At 67.5% G+C, this 21052-nt stretch carries 19 protein-coding genes; 6 read left to right on the top strand and 13 right to left on the bottom strand.

Annotated features, from left to right (window positions below; all coding sequences use genetic code 11):
- The first annotated feature begins 164 nt into the window (after positions 1–164).
- The 3 genes from gshA (at position 165) to U5805_RS13080 (ending at position 3458) form a co-directional block, all read left to right on the top strand.
- Positions 165–1787: a glutamate--cysteine ligase gene (gene gshA / locus U5805_RS13090; RefSeq protein WP_322103898.1), complete on the top strand. Its 1623-nt coding sequence runs from the start codon at positions 165–167 to the stop codon at positions 1785–1787.
- A 290-nt stretch (positions 1788–2077) separates the two neighbouring features.
- Positions 2078–2557, top strand: a complete 480-nt coding sequence (locus U5805_RS13085; RefSeq protein WP_322103897.1) for a hypothetical protein — start codon at positions 2078–2080, stop codon at positions 2555–2557.
- 187 nt (positions 2558–2744) lie between these two features.
- A complete protein-coding gene (locus U5805_RS13080) occupies positions 2745–3458 on the top strand; it encodes an OmpA family protein (RefSeq protein WP_322103896.1) in 714 nt (237 codons plus the stop codon).
- A gap of 112 nt (positions 3459–3570) precedes the next feature.
- On the opposite strand, the gene U5805_RS13075 is transcribed toward U5805_RS13080, so the two are convergent.
- Both U5805_RS13075 and U5805_RS13070 read right to left on the bottom strand, forming a co-directional pair.
- A complete protein-coding gene (locus tag U5805_RS13075) occupies positions 3571–5190 on the bottom strand; it encodes a DHA2 family efflux MFS transporter permease subunit (protein WP_322103895.1) in 1620 nt (539 codons plus the stop codon).
- Positions 5191–5383: 193 nt separating this feature from the next.
- On the bottom strand, positions 5384–5938 hold the full coding sequence (locus tag U5805_RS13070) for a MarR family transcriptional regulator (RefSeq protein ID WP_322103894.1): 555 nt from the start codon (positions 5936–5938) through the stop codon (positions 5384–5386).
- Between the two features lie 263 nt (positions 5939–6201).
- On the opposite strand from U5805_RS13070, the gene U5805_RS13065 reads away from it, so the two are divergent.
- Entirely contained in the window at positions 6202–6723 is a 522-nt protein-coding gene (locus tag U5805_RS13065) for a hypothetical protein (RefSeq protein WP_322103893.1), read from the top strand.
- Positions 6724–6919: 196 nt separating this feature from the next.
- A complete protein-coding gene (locus tag U5805_RS13060; RefSeq protein WP_322103892.1) occupies positions 6920–8515 on the top strand; it encodes an efflux transporter outer membrane subunit in 1596 nt (531 codons plus the stop codon).
- A gap of 239 nt (positions 8516–8754) precedes the next feature.
- Here U5805_RS13060 and gspN read toward each other — a convergent pair whose 3' ends face one another.
- From gspN to gspG, 8 genes are all read right to left on the bottom strand, one after another.
- Positions 8755–9534 carry a type II secretion system protein N gene (gene gspN, locus U5805_RS13055; RefSeq protein ID WP_322103891.1) on the bottom strand — a complete coding sequence of 260 codons (780 nt, stop codon included), beginning with the start codon at positions 9532–9534 and terminating at the stop codon, positions 8755–8757.
- A gap of 10 nt (positions 9535–9544) precedes the next feature.
- Positions 9545–10084, bottom strand: coding sequence for a type II secretion system protein M (locus U5805_RS13050; RefSeq protein ID WP_322103890.1), 540 nt, complete (start codon positions 10082–10084; stop codon positions 9545–9547).
- Positions 10060–11460: a type II secretion system protein GspL gene (gene gspL / locus U5805_RS13045; RefSeq protein WP_322103889.1), complete on the bottom strand. Its 1401-nt coding sequence runs from the start codon at positions 11458–11460 to the stop codon at positions 10060–10062. Before gspL ends, U5805_RS13050 begins: the two co-directional genes overlap by 25 nt.
- Positions 11461–11500: 40 nt before the next feature.
- Positions 11501–12643 (bottom strand): type II secretion system minor pseudopilin GspK, encoded by a 1143-nt coding sequence (gene gspK / locus U5805_RS13040; RefSeq protein WP_322103888.1) that lies wholly within the window; start codon positions 12641–12643, stop codon positions 11501–11503.
- A 2-nt stretch (positions 12644–12645) separates the two neighbouring features.
- Positions 12646–13353, bottom strand: coding sequence for a type II secretion system protein J (locus tag U5805_RS13035; RefSeq protein ID WP_322103887.1), 708 nt, complete (start codon positions 13351–13353; stop codon positions 12646–12648).
- Complete coding sequence (gene gspI / locus U5805_RS13030) at positions 13331–13753, bottom strand: type II secretion system minor pseudopilin GspI (protein WP_322103886.1); 423 nt, start codon at positions 13751–13753, stop codon at positions 13331–13333. Before gspI ends, U5805_RS13035 begins: the two co-directional genes overlap by 23 nt.
- Before the next feature lie 2 nt (positions 13754–13755).
- Positions 13756–14262 carry a GspH/FimT family pseudopilin gene (locus U5805_RS13025; RefSeq protein WP_322103885.1) on the bottom strand — a complete coding sequence of 169 codons (507 nt, stop codon included), beginning with the start codon at positions 14260–14262 and terminating at the stop codon, positions 13756–13758.
- A 65-nt stretch (positions 14263–14327) separates the two neighbouring features.
- Positions 14328–14813: a type II secretion system major pseudopilin GspG gene (gene gspG, locus U5805_RS13020; protein ID WP_415914591.1), complete on the bottom strand. Its 486-nt coding sequence runs from the start codon at positions 14811–14813 to the stop codon at positions 14328–14330.
- A 250-nt stretch (positions 14814–15063) separates the two neighbouring features.
- Here gspG and U5805_RS13015 point away from each other — a divergent pair, with 250 nt between their 5' ends.
- Positions 15064–15474, top strand: a complete 411-nt coding sequence (locus U5805_RS13015; protein ID WP_322103883.1) for a hypothetical protein — start codon at positions 15064–15066, stop codon at positions 15472–15474.
- Between the two features lie 44 nt (positions 15475–15518).
- On the opposite strand, the gene gspF is transcribed toward U5805_RS13015, so the two are convergent.
- Genes gspF through gspD form a run of 3 tightly spaced genes read right to left on the bottom strand, consistent with a single transcriptional unit; the run spans position 15519 to position 20664 of the window.
- On the bottom strand, positions 15519–16736 hold the full coding sequence (gspF, locus tag U5805_RS13010; protein WP_322103882.1) for a type II secretion system inner membrane protein GspF: 1218 nt from the start codon (positions 16734–16736) through the stop codon (positions 15519–15521).
- Between the two features lie 32 nt (positions 16737–16768).
- Positions 16769–18277, bottom strand: a complete 1509-nt coding sequence (gene gspE / locus U5805_RS13005; protein WP_322103881.1) for a type II secretion system ATPase GspE — start codon at positions 18275–18277, stop codon at positions 16769–16771.
- Positions 18274–20664, bottom strand: coding sequence for a type II secretion system secretin GspD (gspD, locus tag U5805_RS13000; RefSeq protein WP_322103880.1), 2391 nt, complete (start codon positions 20662–20664; stop codon positions 18274–18276). Before gspD ends, gspE begins: the two co-directional genes overlap by 4 nt.
- Between the last annotated feature and the right edge of the window lie 388 nt (positions 20665–21052).

Below are 21052 nucleotides of genomic sequence, written 5' to 3'. Positions count from 1 at the left end.
CCGCGGGAAAGCGCCGCCAAACAGCCGCAAGGGCGCCCGAAACCGCGCCGATCCTGCCTCAAGCATGTCTTACGGCGAGATGTTAAAGTGCCCGCTACCGAAAAAAATCCCCGCCGGCGGCCACGCGCAGCATCGCGCCGCCGGCCCGAGCCCGACCAGCCTCAATGTCAGACACGACTTCTACACGCACGAACGACGTTCTCGCACAGCGCCTTTCCGTGCTGGGCGACGGGCCGTCTCGCGGCGCGCTCGCGCGCGGTCTGCGCGGCATCGAAAAAGAGAGCCTGCGCGTGACACGCGACGGCTCGCTCGCGATGTCGCCGCATGCAACGGCGCTCGGTTCGGCGCTCACGCATCCGTCGCTCACGACCGATTATTCCGAAGCGCTGATCGAGATCATCACGCCCGCCGAAAGCGACGCATCCATCACGCTCGACAAGCTCGACGAACTGCATCGCTACGTCTATGCGGTGCTCGCGCGCGACGGTGAAATGCTCTGGAACGAGTCGATGCCCGGCCTTCTGCCCGACACCGACGACGGCATTCCCATCGCGCGTTACGGCAACTCGAACATCGGCCGCCTCAAGTACGTCTATCGCATGGGCCTCGCGCTGCGTTACGGGCGCACCATGCAGTGCATCGCCGGCATTCACTACAACTATTCGCTCGACGAGGAAGTGTGGCGCGCGCTGCACGCGCATCATCAGTCCACGGCCACGCTCACCGACTATCAGTCGGAACGCTACCTCGCGCTGATCCGCAATTTCCGCCGCACCAACTGGCTGCTGATGTACCTGTTCGGCGCGTCGCCGGCGCTCGACGCGCGCTTCCTGCGCAACCGCGAGCACAAGCTCGAGGCGTTCGACGCGAACACGCTCTATCTGCCGTACGCCACGAGCCTGCGCATGAGCGATCTCGGCTATTCGAACACCACGGGCCAGTCCGCGTTGCGCGCCGACTACGACACGCTGCCCGGTTATCTCGAAGCGCTCGCGCAGGCCGTGAGCCAGCCGTATCCGCCCTACGAGGCAATCGGCACGCATCGCGACGGCGAGTGGGTGCAGATCAACACCAACGTGCTGCAAATCGAAAACGAGTTCTATTCGACGATTCGCCCGAAGCGCATCACGCATCCGGGCGAGCGGCCGCTGCATGCGCTCGCCGCGCGCGGCGTGCAATACGTCGAAGTGCGCTGCATGGACATCGACCCGTTCGAGCCCACCGGCATTTCGCTCGAAACGGCGCGTTTTCTCGATGCCTATCTGCTCGCCTGCGCGCTCGATGAAAGCCCGCTGCTGCCCGCCGACGCATACAACGAATCGAACGAGAACTTCGGCCTCGTGACGAAGGAAGGACGCCGCCCGGGCCTCGCGCTCAAGCGCGACGGCCAGGACGTGCCGATGCTCGACTGGGCCGAGGAACTCTTCGAGAAAATCGGCCGCGCCGCGGCGGCGCTCGACGCGGCGCGCGGCAGCGACGAGCACATGCGCTCGCTCGTGAAGCAGCGCCTGAAACTGGCCGATGCGTCGCTCACGCCTTCCGCGCGCGTGCTGCAAACCATGCGCGAGGAGAAGCAGTCTTTCCTGCAATTCGCGCTCGCGCAAAGCGAACGTCACGCGGCGCAATTTCTCGCGCGGCCGCTCGACGCCGCCGCCACGGCGCGGTTCGAAACGCTGGCGCGCGAATCGCTCGACGAGCAGGCCAAACTCGAACGCGAGGAAGTGGGCGCGTTCGATGCGTTCGTCGCCGCCTATCGCGCGTACACGCTCAATCGCTTCAGCGTTTGAACACGCCGCTTGCGATTTGGCGGCGCGCGGGTATCGGTCGAATACCGGTCCAGGCGCGGCGTGAAATCGCTCGAGTCGGGCACCTGCATTTATACGCAACCCATGCGGGCGAATGCGGTCAAAACGACATCGGCGCGGCATGGACGCGGCATGGACGCGGCATGGACGCGGCATGGACACGACATGGGCGTCCCCGTGGCGCGCGCTCGGGCGCCGCGCCGGGCACAGAAACTGAGAACACGAAGAACGCATGCGCCGCGCCACGCGGCGCTTTCTGGAGGACCCACGCTATGAAACGAATCCTGGCGATCCTGTTGTGTACGACAGCCGCCGCCTGCGCGCCGCGCGGCCAGGTCAACCCCGACGTCATGCAGATCGCGACGGCCCCGCTCACGTGCGCCAATCAGACCGAATGCGGCCTATGGTGGCAACGCGCCGAAGCCTGGGTGCGCAATCATTCGAAGTACGAAGTGCAGACCGTGAACGACACGCTGATCCAGACCTCGGGCCCGGGCGGCGGCAAGCGCCTGCTCGCTTACGAGATCACGAAAACGGCCAACAACGACGGCACCGCGACGATCGGTTTTGCCGCGCACTGCGACAGTTCGCTCGGCTGCAAACCGAATCCGTGGACGGCGGGCGCCGCGTTCAAGCAGTACGTGCGCACGGGCGTGGACGCGCCCGTTCAGGGCGAAGGCGCGCCGAGCGCCAGCGACGAAACCGGCATGAGCGGCGCCACCGTGGCCGCGCCGGCGTCGAGCGCGCATTGAGGCGCGAGTCGCGGCGCGGATCGTCGCAATCACGCCCGGATCGCGCCGCGAGATCGCCGGGCTTTCGAATCAATTCGATTGCCCATTTAAGCATTGTCTGATTGAGAGGGTAATTGAGGGCCACGTATTGTGAGCCTGCTCTCGGCCCGCGCCGAACGGCTCACCCTCTCTTAAAATCGAATCGACAATGAAACTGCGACTTCTGTCCGTCAGCGCGCTGGCTGCGCTCATCGTCGGCGCCGCCGGCTGTACCACCGCTTCGGGGCCCCTCCATAATCTCGACGTCGTCACGCTCGCCAACGGCGCGCAAGCCTATCGCGTGCAGTGTCTCGGCTTGCTCGAAAGCTCGAGCGCCTGCATGAAGAAGGTCAACGAGGTTTGCGGCAACAAGACGCCGCTGCGCGTCTCGTCCACCGACCTCGCCGCTTCGGGCTTCAAGCCGCAAAACGATCCGCGCGAAATCGTCTTCATCTGCCAGACGCCGCAGGTCGCACCGCCGCCGCCCCCGCCGCAACCGGTTCCGCAACCGATGCCCGCCACGCAGCCGCGCACCATCACGCTCGGCGCCGACGCCAACTTCGCGTTCGACAAGGCCGACCTCCTGCCGGCCGGCAAGGCGGAACTCGACCGCTTCATCGCGGACAGCGACGGCGTGAACATCGGCACGGTCGTCATCGACGGTCATACCGACTCGAAGGGCTCGAAGGCGTATAACGACCGCCTCTCGCTGCGCCGCGCGCAAACCGTGCGCAGCTACCTCCAGTCGCACGGCCTGCACGCCGGCCAGTACGAAGTACACGGCTACGGCTTCTCGAAGCCCGTCGACACCAACGCCACGGCTGAAGGCCGCGCGAAGAACCGCCGCGTCGAGATCAAGACGAGCGGTATCACCATGCGCTAAACGCGCGTTCCAGCGGCGCGAAACCGCGCACGCTGAACCCGTCGCTTCGTGTTAGCGCGCGAAGCGGCGCCTCGCGGGACCGTCCATGGCCGTCAGTGGCATTCAATGGCCGTCAGTGGCCCATTGCCGGTCCCGCGCCTTTTCTTGGCTTCGTCATCCACACCAGCACGGCCAGCGCGCAGAACACCACGCACGAGAGGCGAAAGAAGTCGTTCGTCGCCATCATGTAGCCCTGTGTCGTCACCACGTCGTTGAGCCTGGCCGTCAGGCTCGCGCCCGAGTAGCCGAGATTCGTGAGCGCATCGCGGTAATCCACCGTCGCCTGCGCATACTGGCTTACCGATTCCGATAGCACCGCGTGGTGATAGATAGCGTCGTCCTCCCAGAACGTCGTACTCACCGCCGTGCCGATTGCGCCCGAGAGCGTGCGCAAGAAATTCGACAAACCCGAAGCGCTCGCGAGCCGGTCGTCGGAAACGCTGGAAAGCGTGATCGTCGTCATCGGCACGAAAAAACACGCTACGCCGATGCCTTGCACGAGGCGCGGCAGGATCACGTGATGGAAGGGCACGTCGAGCGTGAAGGTCGAATTCCAGATCGACACGAACGCGAACACGATGAACGCAAAGCTCGCGACCATGCGCAGGTCGAGCCGATGCATGTTGCGGCCGATGAGCGGCGAGAGCACGAGCGCGAGCAGCCCGACCGGCGCCGTCGCGAGGCCGGCAATGCCGGCCGTGTAGCCCATCACCGTTTGCAGCCAGAGCGGGAAGATCACGACCGAGCCGAAAAAGGCCATGAAGCCGAACGAGATGATCAGCGAGCCGAACGCGAAATTGCGGTCGCGAAACAGCGAGAGATCGACCACGGGCTCCTTTTCGGTGGCCTCCCAGACGAGCATGAACGCCAGCGACACGACCGCGATGATTGCCAGCGTGACGATGAAGGTGGAGTTGAACCAGTCGCGGTCCTTGCCGAGGTCGAGCATCATTTGCAGGCACGACACGCCGGTCACGAGCAGCGCGAGGCCCACGGCGTCGATGCGCTGCTTCGTGATCTTCGTTTCGCGGCCGCGCAGCAGCAGGAACGCGCACGCCCCCGAAAAAAGCCCGATCGGCACGTTGATGTAGAAGATCCACGGCCAGGTGTAGTTGTCCGTGATCCAGCCGCCCATGACCGGGCCGAAAATCGGCGCGACGATCACCGTCATCGCCCAAAGGCCGAGTGCGAGCCCGCGTTTGGCCGGCGGATACGAGCGCATGAGAATGGTTTGCGAAAGCGGCACCATCGGCCCGGAAACGAGTCCTTGCACGAGCCGGAATGCGATCAGCGTTTCGAAGTTGCTCGCGAACCCGCAGGCGGCCGAGGCGAGCGTAAACAGCAGCACCGAGAGCGTAAACAGGCGCACTTCGCCCACACGGCGCGCGAGCCAACCGGTGAGCGGCACCGCGATGGCCGAAGCCACCGAATACGACGAGATCACCCACGTGCCTTCGCTGTTGGCGACGCCGAGATTGCCGGAAATGGTCGGCACGGCCACGTTCGCGATGGACGTGTCGAGCACTTCCATGAACGTGCCGAGCGCCAGCCCGACCGTGAGCAGCGCGAGCGTGGCGCCCGAGAACGGCGCGGGTCCGGACGGGGCAGGCGGGGCGGGCGGTGCGGCTTGTCCGCCCGGCTCGCTGGGTTCGCTCGGGTCCGGTTGCGCAGGCGTGGCAGTAGAGGCGTCCATATTTTTGGCGTCCTGATTGCATTCGATCCATTGCCGTTGCACCAATAACGTGCGTGAAACGGCTTCGAGGTTTCATGTCTGTGCATTCTCTGCCCAGACAGTTAATTACCTGTACTGCGGCCCCAGGTACTCGACGCCTGCGGCGCCTCGATCGCGGGGCGTTCCGGGTGCGTCGCGGTTTGCCGCAGCGCGTTTATTCGTTGCTGTCGTTGCTGTCGTTGCTTGCGCTGCTTTCGCCGTTTTCGTTTTCCGTCGGCACTTCGGCCTTGGCCGTGCCGCCGCGGCAGATCGGCTCCGTTGAAGCGTCGTTGGCAATGAATCGTTGCAGCAGGCTCACGAGCATCGCGATTTCCTCGGCTGCGAAACCGCGAAGCTGGTCCGTCATTTCCGCCGCCACGAGCGCCGGCAGTTGCTGCGCCGCATCGCGTCCTTGCTCGGTCAGCGCGAGTTCGACCACGCGGCGGTCGGACTGGCTGCGCTGCCGGACGAGAAAGCCTTTGCGCTCCAGCCGGTCGAGCATGCGCGTCATCGAGCCGGTGTCGTAGGAAAGCACGCGCGACATCTCGTTGGGCGTACGGGCGCGCTCGTACCACAGCAGCAGGATCACGCCGATTTGCGACGAAGTCAGCCCGAGCGGCGCGACCGCGCGGTCGATGCGCGTGGCCAGCACGTTGCGCGCGGTCGAAAGGTAATAGCCAAGACTCGGCTCGACGCCAACCTTCGCCGAGGCGAAAAGACCGTCGCTCATGAAAGCTTGCTCAATGACATCTCGATGCGTCTCAAAACGTACATCTCAAAAAATCGGATGATAAGCCGCCGATCTCTGCTCAGGCAGCGATATCCGACGATGGAAACGAGGGTGCGACCGTCAGGCTATGGCAAACGAACCAAAAAACAACACTTCGCCCGCGGACCGCAAAGTATGTTGAGGTTTGCTTGCATAGTCAATATTATGACAGGCAATCACTTCTACACTGATCCGTTTACTTCTTCGCCTTCGTTCCTCGCACCATGCTTTACCTGATCAACGCGCTCGGCGGCTTCGGCCGCTCCGTCACCGAAACTGCCCGTCTTGCGCTCACGCAAGGCAGCGCGGCGTCGCGTTGGCGCAAGTTCGCGTTGTATGCGGCGATGTTCGCGCTGCCCGGCGGCTCGCTCGCGGTCATCGCAATGGTGTGGGCGCAACGCCGCCGCGCGAAGAAAGCAGCGGACGCGGTCGCGCCCGTGGTCGCGGCGCAGTTGCCAGCGCCGGCCGCTCCCGTGCAGCAAGCTTGCGGCGGCGCGCATCAGCCCGCTTGCCGCGCCGCGTGCGCCGGCAAGACGGCAACCCAGTCGGCCGCCCAATCCGCCGCGCATTCGGCTGCGCTCATCACTCATCCGGCTACGCCGGGCCGCCCCGCCTCGGGCGGCAAGAGCAGCGCCTCGGGCGCATGGCGCGCGCTTGGCGCGCTTCCGGCCATCGGCAAAACGGCGGCCGTGCATACGCTTGGCCGCGCGCTGCCGAATCGACGTCAACGCCGTAACGACGCGTAAACTGCACGGCGCTCGCCGTCACACCCGCTTTGCCTTCCAGCGCGTAAGCTTGCGGATTCCGCGCAGCGCGCGGCGCGTGCGCTACCATTGCCGCAACGCGACAACCCCCGTGCGTCCGGTTCGCCTGGTTCGCCCGGAAAGCCGCACGGTCCGGGCGCCCCGTTCGGGCGCCGGTCGCATCGACAGGAATTTTTGCATGCCTTGCCGTTTCGTCCGCCCCGGCGCTCAAGCCGGGGCCGTGGCGCGCCGCGCGCCCTCACTTGCCCTGCTGTGCGCGGCCGCCGCGCTCACGTTCCAGTTGACGGGCTGCGCCGTCGGTCCCGACTATCATCGGCCCGCCGCCGCCGTGCCGGCTTCGTACAAGGAAGCGCCCGAGGGCTGGAAGGTCGCCCAGCCCGCCGATACCGCCGACCGCGGCGCGTGGTGGCTCATCTACGAAGACCCGCAGCTCGACGCGCTGATGGATCAGCTCAACACGAGCAACCAGACTGTCGCGCAATACGCGGCCGCGTACCGTCAGGCGCGCGCGCTCGTCGGCGAGGCGCGCGCCGCGTATTTTCCGGTCGTGAGCGCCTCGTTCTCGGGCTCGCGCTCGCGCACGCCCACGCGCGTGTCGAACGCGAGCGGCGCGTTCCCGAGCGGCTCGATCTCGAACAACGTCAATCTTGGCCTCGACGCCACCTGGGAACCCGACCTCTGGGGCAAGGTGAGTCGCACCGTCAGCTCGCAGGAAGCCAGCCAGCAGGGCGCCGCCGCCGATCTCGCGAACGCGCGTCTTTCGGCGCAGGCCATGCTCGCGCAGACGTACTTCACGCTGCGCTCGCTCGACGCCCAGCAGAAGCTGCTCGACGACACCGTGGCGGCATACCAGAAGTCGCTGCAACTCACGCAGAACCAGTACGCGCAGGGCGTGGCGGGGCGCGCCGACGTGATCCAGGCGCAAACGCAACTGCAATCGGCGCAGGCGGCCGCGATCGACAACGGCGTGGCGCGCGCGCAGGACGAGCACGCCATTGCGGTGCTGGTCGGCCAGCCCGCCTCCACTTTCACGATTCCGGCCATGCCGCTCACGGCCACGCCGCCCACGGTGCCGCTCGCCATGCCTTCGGCGCTGCTCGAACGGCGGCCCGACATCGCCTCGGCGGAGCGCAAGGCCGCAGCCGCCAACGAGCAGATCGGCGTGGCGATCGCCGCATATTTCCCCACGCTCGACCTCTCCGCGAGCGGCGGCTTCGAAAGCTCGGTGTTTTCGCAGTTGTTGCAACTGCCGTCGCGTTTCTGGACGCTCGGGCCGTCGCTGGCTTCGACGATCTTCGACGCGGGGCTGCGCCACGCGCAAACCGAAGCCGCGCGCGCCGCTTACGATCAGCAGGTCGCGACGTATCGGCAAACGGTGCTGGCCGCGTTCCAGGACGTCGAGGACAACCTCGCGTCGCAGCGCATTCTCGCGCAGGAAATCGTGGTCCAGCAGCAGGCCGTGGAGTCGGCGCAGCACGCGCTCGCCATCGTCACGAACGAGTACAAGGCGGGGACGATCGATTTCCAGAACGTGCTGACCGCGCAAACGACGGCGTTCACCGCGCAGCAAAGGCTCGCGAGCCTGGGCGGGCAGCGCATGGTGTCGTCGGTGGGGCTCGTGAAGGCGCTCGGCGGCGGCTGGGACGCGTCGCAAATGGATCGCGAGACGGGCAGCGTAACCGCGCCGGTGGCGGCATCCGGCGCGGCTTCCGCGAGCGCAGCGACGGCGGCGGCGAACCGGTCAACGGGCGCGGCGAACGCGCCGGGTTCCTGAGCAATCACTCCCGCCATCACGCGCAGCAATCCCACTCGGCAATTACGTTCAACAATTACGCTCAACAATCGCGATCAGCATTTCCGCCCGGCAACCCCCGGCGGCAATCCCCGATCAGCATTCCCGAGCGGCGATCCTCGGGCCGCGAAATCCCGCGCGGATACGACACGAAGGGCGGCATGCGCGACGGCATGCCGCCCTTCGTCGTTTCGCCACGGCTTTTTGCGCCGCGCGAAACCTCAATGCACGAACGTCAGCGCGACGGTGCCCGGCGCGATCGGCCGGCCCAGCAGATTGAGCAGGCCCGCGAGATTGTCGCGCTGATCGGGCGCCGCGCTCGCGGTGCCCGAAAACGACGACGACGCGCGCGAGAACGCGCCGTGGCCGTCGAGCATGAGCGGGCCTTTTTGCGTCGAGAGATCGAGCGTCGACGCCGCGCCCTGCGCCTGCACCACCACCTGATACGTGCCTAGCGGCTTCACGAGCGAGATGCGCGAACTCATGTCGGCGAGCGACACGGTCAAACGGCCGAACGCGTCGTTGCCGAACACGCGCCAGTCGCTCCACGCGAGCCGCACGTTGCCGTCCATGTCGAGCGTGTTGAACGGCGCGCCCAGCCCCGCGAGCAGCGAGGCCGGCACGGCAATCGCGCCCGCGCTCACGTTCGCGCCGCGCGGCGTGGCTTCAAGCGTGACGGCGTCGGGCATCGCCTCGGTTTGCAGCATGGTCATGCGCACGCGCGCGGCAAAGAGCGGCCAGAACGCCGTGCGCCAGACAATGCGGCCCGGCAGCAGCGTCGCGCCGCTCGCGTCGCGGCCGGCTGCGAGCATCAGCGTCGCGGAGCCGTGCCAGAGCGAGCCTTCGGCGTCGATCAGATTGACGTGCCCTTGCGTCGCGCGCGCGAACTGCGGCGCGATCCACGCGGCGGGCAGGCGCGCGAGCAGCACGGCGCCGCACGATATCGCGCCCACCATCAGCCAGGGCACCACGGCGCGCAGGCGCCGCATCCAGTAGCTCATGCGGAAGTCCTCAGCGCGTGTTCGCCGGCTGCATCGAGGCCGTCAGGTCGACTTGACCGTCGGTCTTGAGCGCGGTGATGTGCGCCTCGACCGCCTGCACCTTGTATTGCTTGCGCATGTCGTCGAGCCACGCGGCGAACGCCGGAAACGAGGCGTTTTTCATTTGCACCTGCACCGTCGTGCCGATCAGTTGCACCTGCGCGCCGCCCAGGCCGTGGTCGGCGAGCGACGCCGTGAGCGCGTCGCGCAACGCCTGGCCGCTCGGCGCGACGCTGGCCGCGGCGCCCGTGAGCGCGCGCGCCTCGTCGGCCTGTGCCGTCATCTGCGCGAGCTGGCGCTGCATCGCGGGCAGGCTTTCGCTCAGGCGCGCGCGGCCGTCCGCCGCCGGCTGCCACAGTACCGAATAGCCGATCGCCACCGCGAGCAAAGCGCCGCCCCACGTAAGCAGCGTTTTTTCGCGCGCCGAACGCGCCTCCCAGAATTCGGTCCAGATTTCGGCCCAGGCGCCGCTCAAAGCCGGTGTCTTCACGATGCGCTCCTGATGGTCCATTTGCCGGTGCTCGAATCCTGCGTGCCCACGAGGCCGTTGCGCGCGAGGCGTTTGGCGAGGTCGGGGTCGAGATTGACGCCCGGCTTGAAGGTCACGTCGAGCCGCCGGTCGTGATAGTCGAGCGCCGCGATGCCGTTCACGGGCACCGGGCCGAGCGAGCGGGCGAAGCCGTCGGCGAGCGCGAGAAAGTCGTCGGGCGAAGGCTCGCCGGCCGCGAGCCGCAACTGCTGAAGCTGGCGCGCCATCTGTCCCGGCGGATCGAGCACGACGGTCGTTTTCGGGAATGCGTTGAGCAGCAGTTCCGTCATTTGCGTGCCGATGGCGTCGCGCTGGCGCGCCATCATGAGCCACTGCACGTTCGCTCCGACGACGGCGATCACGAGCGACGCCGCCACGAGCGCGATCGGCACGCGCAACCGGCGCAAGGTGGCGCGGTCCAGCCGCCACGGCTGCGCGGCGAATTCGAACTGGCAAAGGTCGAAGCGGCAAGCGAGCGCGCGGCGCGCGAGCGTCTCGAACGCGAGCGTCTGCGCGCCGGGCAGCGAGGCCATGAGCGCCGCCCTGGCGGCGGCGCTGGCCGGTTCGCCCGGCAGGCTCGCGAGCACGTAGGACGTGAGCGGCGCGGCGCCCGCAAGGGCCGTCACGGTGGCGGCGACGCTGGCGGCGGGCACCGCGAAGCCCTCGGCGAGCATGCCGCGCACGATCGCGAGTTCGAGCGCCGTTTGCGGGCTGGCCGCCGACGGCTCGGGCGCGACGCCCGCGAGCAGCGCGGGCGCGGTCGAAATCACGGGTCCGAACACGCAAGCCGTCACGGGTTCGAGCACAGGCACGTCGGCGACCACGGTTTTCGACGCCGCCGGCGATGCCGCGTGCGGCGCGGCCCGCGCGACGGCTTCGGCCGGCTCGGCATCGGCGATCAACGCGGGCGCGATCTCCGGCGCCGGCAGGCAGCGCGAAACCGGCACCGCGCGCAGATTGCGATGCCCGGCCGCCGTGAACGCCTCGACGAGAAAGCGGAACCAGCCGCGGTCGATGGCCGCGACGATCTGGCGTCCGTCCGCGAGACGTTGCGGGTCGAGCGCGAGATGGCAGGTTTGCGGGTCCTGGATCAGATGATCCTCGACCACGTTCGGCAGCGCCTGGCGCAGGCGCGGCCCCTTGAGCGGCGGCACGGCGGCGGCGAGCGTGAGCAGGTCGCGCGCGGCGATCAGCATGACCGTGGCCGACGCCTTCGGCAGCAAGCTCAGCGCCGCGCGGCCCGCGCGCTGCGTATTGCCCGCCTTGTCGAGCAGCGCGAACGGCAGCTCGGGAAGCTGCCATTCCTGCGAATGGACCGCCGGGTCGCGGGGCGGCATGAGAACGATCAGCGTGCTCAAACGCACCTCTTTTCGATGACGATGATGGACAAAGACGGCTTCATGGTTCGTCGCGAACGCGCACGATGCGCGTCGTATGAGTGAGCGGGTCGCGCCACACGAGCGTGGTCCGGTCCACCACGGCGCGTTCGTGCTGCACGCGCCCATGCACCAGAAAATAACTCGTGTTGACGTCGATCTGCGTGGTGTCGATCGCGGTTTGCTGCACGCCCGCGCCTTGCAGCGCGAGCTGCACGTCGCCGACGTTGTGGAAGAACACGGTTTGGCGGCGCGCGACGAAGGCCTGCGCGTTCGAGAGATTCATGCCGGGCACGACGGCCGCGACCACTTCGGCGCTCGCGGTGTTCATGTTCACGGGCGTGGCGGTGGGCAAGATCGTCACGAACGGGCGCAGGCGCGCCACGGCGTCGGCGGTGAAGCCGGGCACGTCGAGCAGCGCATCCACGCTCGTCATTTGCAGCGGCGCTACGGCGCTGCCCGAATCGGCGTCGGAAAGACCGGGGTTGTCGGTGAAATTGGCGCCCCCTTGCGAGCCGCCGGCCGCGAGCTGCTGCGTTTGCGTCGCGCCCGTGGCCGTATTCTGCGCGCTCGTGCTTTGCGCCTGATAGCGCGTGGCCGAATACGCGAGGCTCGAGCGCAGGTAGGTGGCGGTGTTCTTCGCGAGCTGGCCGTCGATGCCGAGAATCGCGAGCAGCCGCGCGAACGACTGGATTTCGGTGACGTTGATCTGCAAGTTGCCCGGTGACGAAACAGCCACGAGATCGCGCAGATTGAAGCGCGCCTGCGCGTCTTCGATGGAGCCCGAGAGATACGTGTCCGCGCCCTGGTCGGCGCGCACTTCGCCGATCTGGCCGAGGAAATCGGAGAGCCGCGTTTTGGCGACCGGAACGCCCCACGCGCCGCCCAGATACGTGATGCCCGCCGAGGTATCGGCTTCGGAGCGCAGCACGAGGCGCGTCCAGTCGAGCGCGCCGCGCGCGATCCATTGCGCCTGCGCGAGCAGCCGCTGGTTCTCGATGCGGCGCAATTGCACCTGCTGGCGCCAGAGCATGCCCGACACCAGAATGGCCGCGAGCGCGACCACGAGCAGCGCCGTGATGATGGCCGCGCCGCGCGTTGCGCCTTTGCGCCTTTGCGCGCGAACCCGCGTGCGGGGGCGAATGAAGGTGGATGGCGCGCGCATCGTCATTCGCCCACGAGGAAGATGCGCGTGATGGCGCGCGCGAGCGAATGCGACGCCACGCTCACCTGCACGCCCGTGACCGAGCGCGGGATCGGCGCGTTGCCGAGCTGCGGAACGCGCGCGCCGTTGTTGTTGCCGTTGAGCTGCGCGCGCACGTCCTGCATGTTCGAGGTCCAGCCCGTTTTGGGCACGTACAGGCGCGCGCTGATCGAATCCACGCCGCGCATCATGGGCAGCGCGCTCCAGTCGCCGCTCTCGCCGCCGCGCAAGGCGCTGCGCAACTGCCCGAGATTCGCGAGCGGCGGCGACGCGTAACGCACGACCTGACCGTCCGCCACGCGATAACGCACGACTTGCAGGCGCGGCGCCGAACCCGGCGGCACGGCGAACGCGCGCACGATTTGCAGCGCGCCGCCGTCGAGCGAAATGGCGAGTCCGGCGGCTTCGTCGTCGGAAGCGGCCTCGCGCGCGTCGATGCGCATCTGGTCGAACATCTGCGCGAACACGCGCTCCTCGGCCATCGAACGCGTGAGCACGTCGCGCCCGCGCACGATCTGGTCGAGGCCGCGCCACGCGAGTATCGCCACCACGGCAAGGATGGCGATGGCGACGAGCAGCTCGATCAGCGTGAAGCCGCGTGCGCCGCCCGCGCGCGCGCGGCGCGCCGGTGCCGGGCGGCGAGGGCGGTCACAGCGAACGGTTGGTCTCATTGCCAAGCACCGTGACGAGTTGCGCGAGATTGCCGGAGCGGCCGGGCGTCGTGACCGACACTTCCACGCGGCGAAAAACCGGGTTGGGCGTGGCGCTCACGCGCTGCGTGCAGGTAAGGCGCAAATTGCCCTGCGAGCAGTCGAAGCGGCGCTCGCCGATGTCGGGCCAGCTATGCGCGAGGCTCAGTTGCGCGAGCGTATTGTCGGCGCTCCAGCCCGCGAGCAGGCGGTCGTGCAGGTCGGCCTCGCTTGCGGCGAGACTGCCCACGGCGCGCAGCGAAGCCGCGAGCGCAATGGCGACGATCGCGAGCGCGACCAGCACCTCGATCATGGTGAAGCCGCGCGCGCGCCGGTTCCCGCGCCGCGCGCCGTGTCCGGTCCTGCCGATGAAGCGGCGCATCGTCAGCGCACCTCGTAACGGCCGGTGCCGGTGCCGACGATCGTCGCGCGGCCGGCCGCCGAAAAGAGCGTGACCTGCACGGGCACGTCCACGGCCTCGGTGCCGAACACGAGCCGGTTGGCGCGCGTGTCGTCGCCGCCGCCGGGATAGCTGATGGCCACGCCCGTCACGCCGCCGTCCCAGCGGCGCGGGCCGAGCAGATCGTCGCGCAGCGGGCGCCAGCCGTCTTCCGTGCGCACGTCGAAGCGAAAGCCGCCCGCGAGCGGCTGCCACGCGATGGGCTGCGCGCGCACCTGCGCCTCGTCGCCCGCCGACTCGAACAGCAGCGCGAGCCGCTGCGCCTCTTCGTTGAGATCGGTGCGCGGATTGCGCGTGAGCGAGAGCGAGGCGAGCGAGACGAGCAGGCCCGCGATCAGCAGCACCACGAGCATTTCGAGCAGCGTGAAGCCCGCCGCGCGCGGGCGGCGGCTTCGGGCGATGCCGCTGGTCGAACGACGATGCGCGCGCATGAGGCTGGCCGAAGAGATCAAGGCGAAAAGATCAAGGCGAAGGAAGCGGGACGACGGGCCGCGCGCTACTGCCAGGACCCGACGTCGGCGTCGTTGCCTTCGCCGCCCGCCTTGCCGTCGGCGCCATAGCTGAACACGTCGATTTCGCCATGCACGCCCGGATTCAGATACTGATACGGGTTGCCCCACGGATCGTTGGGCAGGCGCTCGAGATAGCCGCCGTCCTTCCAGTTGTTCGGCACCGGGTCGGTGGTCGGCTTCTGCACGAGCGCTTGCAGGCCCTGGTCCTGCGTCGGATAACGGCCGTTGTCGAGCCGGTAAAGCTTCATCGCCTGCATGATCGTGCCGATGTCCTGCTTCGCGGCAACGCGGCGCGCTTCGTCAGGACGGCTCATGATTTTCGGCACGATCAGCGCGGCCAGAATGCCGAGGATCGCGATCACCACCATGATTTCGATGAGCGTGAAGCCGCGTTGACGGCGCGCGCGCTGGCCTTCGCGCGTGAGAGCGGGTTGCGCGCGGCCGCTTCGGGCGGCGATCTGGGTCCACATGGACATGAGTACTTCCTCCTTCTCTGGATAAGGCCGCGGCGCACGCCCTTCGGGCGGCGCCGGCTTGATTTCGTCGGTCTTCGTTCGGCTCGTGCCGCGCTGGCCCGCGCGTGCAGGACGGGTCATTGTAATGTCACACGATGACGGCTTTCGGACGCCGGTTCGGGCCATACCGGCGCTCACGTCACCGCACATTACGAAGCGCCGCCGCGCACATCAAAATTTTCATAAACCTTCGTACAATGGACGAATGAACCCACTGCAAATCCGCCTCCTGTCCCTCGCCGCGTTCGCGGTGTTCTGCGCCACGGCCACCTGGTGGGCGATCACGCTCAGCGCGCATCAGGCGCCCGTGCAGGCCGCCGCCGCGCAGGCGCCGGTTTCGCTCGATCAGGCCGGCACGCTGTTCGGCGGCAAGCTCGAGCGCAGCGCGGCGCAGGACGTTCGCCTGTTCGGCATCCTCGCGCTGCGGCACGGCGCGGCGGCCATCGTGAGCGTGGGCGGCGAACCGGCGAAAGCCATCTCGCTCGGCGGCCCGCTCGACGCCAACTCGAAGCTCTACGAAGTGCGCCCGCGCTCGATCGTCATCGACCGCAAGGGCGTGCATTCCGAAATCTTCCTGCCGGCCAACGCCGCCGGTCCCACCATCTACGTCCGCTAACGCCGCTTGCAAGGCGCGCCGCACGCGCCGCGCGCCTGCCCGGCTCATTGCACCAGGTTGTTCAGCTCGATGATCGGCAGCATCACCGCGAGCACGATCACGAGCACCACGCCGCCCATCGCCAGGATCAGCAGCGGCTCCAGCAGACTCGTGAGAAACATCGTGCGGCGCTCCAGCTCGCGCGCCTCGCCGTCGGCGGCGCGGTCGAGCATGGTGGTGACGTCGCCGGTGGCCTCGCCCGAGCGGATCAGATGCACGAGCACGGGCGGAAACGTTTTGGTGTTGTTGAGCGCGCGCGAGAGCGAGGTGCCTTCGCGCACGCGCACGATGGCTTCGTCGATATTCGCGCGCATCGCGTTGTTCGAGAGCGTTTCGCCGGCCGCCTGCAACGCGCGCAGAATGGGCACGCCCGCCGCGCTCAGAATGCCGAGCGTGCTCGCGAAGCGCACCGTGTTGTAGCCGCGCACGAGCTTGCCCGCGAGCGGCGCCGTGAGCATCCAGCGATCGAACGCGAGACGCGGGCCGGGCCGGCGCAAAATGCCGCGCACGATCCACGCGAAAACGGCCACGCCGATCAGCACCGCCCACCACCAGTTCCGCACGAAGCCCGAAAGCGCCATCATCATGATGGTCAGAAACGGCAGTTGCTGTTTCGTGCTCGCGAACACGTTCACCACCTGCGGCACCACATAGCTCAGCAGGAACGTGACGATGCCGAACGCGATGAGCGTGACGATGGCCGGATACGTGAACGCGAGCACGATCTTCTGCTTGAGCGCGTTGCGCTGCTCGATGTAGTCGGCCAGACGCGACAGCACGAGCCCGAGCTTGCCGGTGTGTTCGCCCGCCGCGACCAGCGCGCGGTAAATGTCGGGGAAATCGCGCGGATGCTGCGCGAGCGCGTTGGCGAGCGAATGGCCGCCGAGCACTTCGGCGCGAATGGCGGCCATCAGTTCGCGAATGTAGTCGCGCTCGGCCTGCTCGGTGAGCACGGCCAGCGCTTCGCCGAGCGGCAGGCCCGCCACCAGCAGGCTCGCGAGCTGACGCGTGAGAATGGCCTGCTCGCGCTGCGAGAGCTTGCGCCCGAGCGCGAGCCGCTGCTGACGCGCGCCGCGCGTGCGGCTCGCGGCCGGTTCGACCACGAGCGGCGTGAGTCCCTGGCCGCGCAGTTGCGCGCGTGCGCCGCGGGCGCTGTCCGCGTCGAGTACGCCTTTTTGCGCCTTGCCCGTGGCGTCGATGGCTTCGTAGCGAAATGCCGGCATGCCCGTCGCCCTCGTTTAATTGCGGTACGTCATCAAACGCCGCCCGTCACGCGCAGCACTTCTTCAAGCGAGGTCGTGCCCGCGTCGAGCCAGCGCTCGCCGTCCTCGCGCAGCGTGCGCATGCCTTGCGCCCGGCCCGCCGCGAGAATTTCGGCGTCGGCGGCATTGCGGTGAATGAGCGCGCGGATCGGTTCGTCGACGGTGAGCAGTTCGTACACGCCGCGCCGCCCCACGTAACCCGACTGCCCGCAGCGCTCGCAGCCGACCGGGTGATAGCGCGTGCGGCCGTCCTGCTCCACGCGCGCTTCCTTGCACACGGGGCAGAGCTGGCGCACGAGCCGCTGCGCGAGCACGCCCAGCAGCGAGGACGCGAGCAGATACGGCTCCACGCCCATGTCGGTGAGACGCGTGACGGCGGAAGCCGCGTCGTTGGTGTGCAGCGTGGCCAGCACGAGGTGGCCCGTGAGCGAGGCCTGCACGGCGATCTGCGCGGTTTCGAGGTCGCGGATTTCACCGATCATGATGATGTCCGGGTCCTGGCGCAGAATCGAGCGCAGCGCGCGCGCGAACGTCATGCCGATGCGCTCGTTCACCTGCGTCTGGCCGATGCCCGAGAGGTCGTACTCGATCGGGTCTTCCACCGTCATGATGTTGGTCGTGGCGGTTTCGAGCCGCGACATCGACGCGTAGAGCGTGGTGGTCTTGCCCGAACCCGTCGGCCCGGTCACGAGCACGATGCCGTGCGGCTTGCCGATGAGCTGATCGAAATGCCGCAGCGTGTCGGCGGCCATGCCGAGCGCTTCGAGATTCAGGCGCTGCGCGTCTTTTTCGAGCAGACGCAGCACCGCGCGCTCGCCGTGGCCCGTGGGCAGCGTGGAAACGCGCACGTCCACCGGCCGCCCGCCCACGCGCAGCGTGATGCGGCCGTCCTGCGGCAAGCGCTTTTCGGCGATGTCGAGCTGCGCCATGATCTTGATGCGCGAGATCAGCGCGCCATGCAGCGCCTTCTTCGGGCGCACGACGTCGCGCAGCGTGCCGTCCACGCGAAAGCGCACCACCGAGGCGTTCTCGAACGGCTCGATGTGAATGTCCGACGCCTGTTCGCGCGCGGCCTGCGTGAGCAGCGCGTTGATCATGCGGATGATGGGCGCGTCGTCTTCGGATTCCAGCAGGTCTTCCACTTCGGGAATGTCCTGCATGAGCCGCGAAAGATCGACTTCGCCTTCCACTTCGCCCACGACTTGCGCCGCGCTGCCGTCCTGGCGCGCATAGGCCTGGTTGATCGCGAGGGCGAGTTCGTCGGCGGGCACGCGCACGAGCGAAAACGCGCCGAAGTTGCGCGCGATTTCCGCGATGGCCGCCTGCGTCGTGCGTTCGCTGATCCAGACTTCGAGGCCGTCGGCGTGCTGCTGCGCGACCAGGATCTGCCCGCCGCGCGCGAACGCGTAGGGCACGAGGCGCGCGGCGAGCGGCGAGGGCGCGGCACGTTCGCCGGAAGCCGGATGCGCCGCTCCTGCCGGCGCGGAAGACGGCGTGCTCAAGGCTGCACCCTCGGCGCCGTCGTGATCGGCTGATCGGACGAAGGTTGCAAGGGCGAATTGCCGATGGTCGGGGGAGCGCTTTGCATCGGCAAGGTCTGGACCGGCACCGGCGCCGTCTGGACCGGAGCCGTCTGCACCGGCATCGTTTGCACCGGCGCCTGCGCGGGATAGGCGGGCTGCATCTGCGCGGGCAGCGAGCGCACCACCTGCTCGCGGCGCATCTTGTCGAGATCGAACAGATTCATCGTCGATCCGCCTTCGGCCGGACCTTGCGGCATGGGCGGCACGACCGGATCGTCCTTGTCGCGCATCAGGTTGTTATCGCTCTTGTACGCGCCCGTCACGCCCTGGATGTAGTCGTAGCGGTTCGACGTGACGGCCTGCGCCGTGTCGTGATCGTTGATGATGACGGGGCGCAGGAACACCATCAGGTTGGTTTTCTGACGCGTCTTGTTTTCCGAACGGAACAACTGGCCGATCCACGGAATGTCGCCCAGCAGCGGCACCTTGCTGTTGCTGACCTGGTAGTTATCCTGCATCAAGCCGCCGAGCACGATGATCTCGCCGTTGTCGGCCAGCACGGTGGACTGGATCGAGCGCTTGGTGAATTCGGGGCCGGCGGGGTTGGTCGACACGTTGGTCGTACCGTTCACGATGGCCGAATCTTCCGTGTAGAGCTGGAGCTTGAGAATGCCGCCTTCGGTGATTTGCGGCTTGATGTGCAGCGTCAGACCGACGTCCACGCGGTCGTAGGTGTTGAACGCCGCGCTGGTGGTGCCGCTCGTGAGGTTCGAATACGAACCGGTCTGGATCGGCACGTTGGTGCCCACCACGATCTTGGCTTCCTGATTGTCGAGCGTGATCAGGTTAGGCGTGGAAAGCACGTTGGCGTCGCTTGTCTGCGAGAGCGCCTGGAGCAGCGCGCCCAGACCCTGCACGCCGAACAGATTGTGTACCCAGCCCACGTTCAGGCCTTGCTGAAGGGCGCCGAGCGAATTCACGAGGCCGCCGCCGGTCACGGCGCCCGCCGTCAGATTGATGATGCTGTTGCTGTTGCCGCTCGTGAGATTGGTGCCGGCCAGCACGTTGCCGCTGCCGATCTGCCATTGAATGCCGAGATTCGCGTTCGTGTTCGAATTCAGTTCGACGATGAGCGCTTCGATGTAGACCTGCGCGCGCCGCGCGTCGAGCTGGTCGATCACGCTGCGCAGATTGCGATAGACCGGGTCCGGCGCGGTGATGATGAGCGAATTGGTGGCGGCGTCCGCCTGGATCATGCCGCCGCCCGACGAATTGTCGCCGCCCTTGTCCTTGTCGTCGCCGAGGAAGTCGCTGTTGTTGCCGCCGGACGCGCCGCCCGACATCGGGTTGCTGCCGCCCGAGCCGCTGCCGCCGAGCGAGCTGGGCAGCGGCGGCGAGCCCGAAATGCCGGTGGAATTGCTGCTGTTGTTGTTGTTGCCGTAGCCGCCGCCGTTGCCGTTCTGGTTGAACGAATTCGCGCCGCCGCCCGACGAAGAATCGCTGCCGCCCTTGCCCATCATGCCGCGCAGCGTCTTGGCCAGTTGCACCGCGTCGGCGTTGCGCAGCGCGACGACGTGCATGTTGCCCGGCATGCTGGTGGGCGCGTCGAGCTGCTGCGCGAGTTGCCTCGCGGCCGCGAGACGCTGCGCGTTCGAGGCGCGCAGCATCACCGAATTCGTGCGCGGGTCCGCGATCACCGAAACCTTGAGCGTCGCGTCGGAGCCGCCGATCGCGCCCGGATCGAGCATCTTTTGCAGCGTGGGCGCAATGTCGAGCGCGTTCGCGTTCTTGAGCGGCACGACCAGCACCTGCTGGCCCGCGGCCGTGTCCACGCCCGCGATGATCGACGCGATACGGCGCACGTTGTCGGCGTAATCGGTCACGACGAGCGTGTTGTTGCCGGGGTAGGCGGCGATGGTGTTGTTCGGCGAGATGAGCGGGCGCAGCACCGGCAGCAGGTTGTTGGCCGACTCGTTGCGCAGCGTGAACACCTGCGTGACCACCTGGTCGCCGCGCGCGGGAGGCGCGTTGCCCACGTAGGTCGGCACGCCCTGGAGCTTGGCGTCGGCTTCGGGCACGACTTTCAGTACGCCATGATCCTGCACGAGCGCGAAGCCCTGCATGCGCAGCGCCGATTGCAGCGTCTTGACCGCCTGTTCCTCGGGCACCGGGTTTTCGGAAACGAGATTGAGCTGCCCCTTCACGCGCGGGTCGACGATGATCGTCTTGCCCGTGGCCGCGCCGATTGCCTTGGCGACCTGGTCGATGTCGGCGTTGACGAAATTCAGCGTGACCTGGGCATGCGCGAGCTGCGCCGTAACGAGTCCGCTCACGAGCAGTGCCGTGGCGAGGCGACGCAAAGCCATACGATGTCTTCTCATGGGTGTCATATCGGTGCCGGCGGCAAGAGCGCACGGCATTCGTCCTCGACGAACGGCCTCCGGGCCGCGTCGCATGTGCCTTGCGGACCCGCCCGGATCTCCTCCATCCCGACGTTCGCGCATCCGCAAAAGGTGCAACAGTAGCAGCTTTTCGTGTCGAAATTGTCACAAAAAAGGAAAGTCCGGGAAAGCCTTCTAATCGCGCCGGTCCCGCGCCCCGCAACGCTTCCAAGCTGTCTGTAAGTTTTTGCCGAAGCGTTGCGCAGGGCCCGTCTCCAAATTGTCACAAAGCGCGTGCGCCGCGAGCCACCGCCCCTGATTCCGTCGATGGCGGCCCCCTTCGCCGTTTCCCCGCATCGCGGTTTTCCCGCTT

Origin of the sequence: Paraburkholderia sp. J41 (genome assembly GCF_905220235.1) — a bacterium.
Lineage (GTDB): Bacteria > Pseudomonadota > Gammaproteobacteria > Burkholderiales > Burkholderiaceae > Paraburkholderia.
Note: the sequence above shows the minus strand (reverse complement) of the source record. Positions and strands in the feature narration are given on the sequence as shown.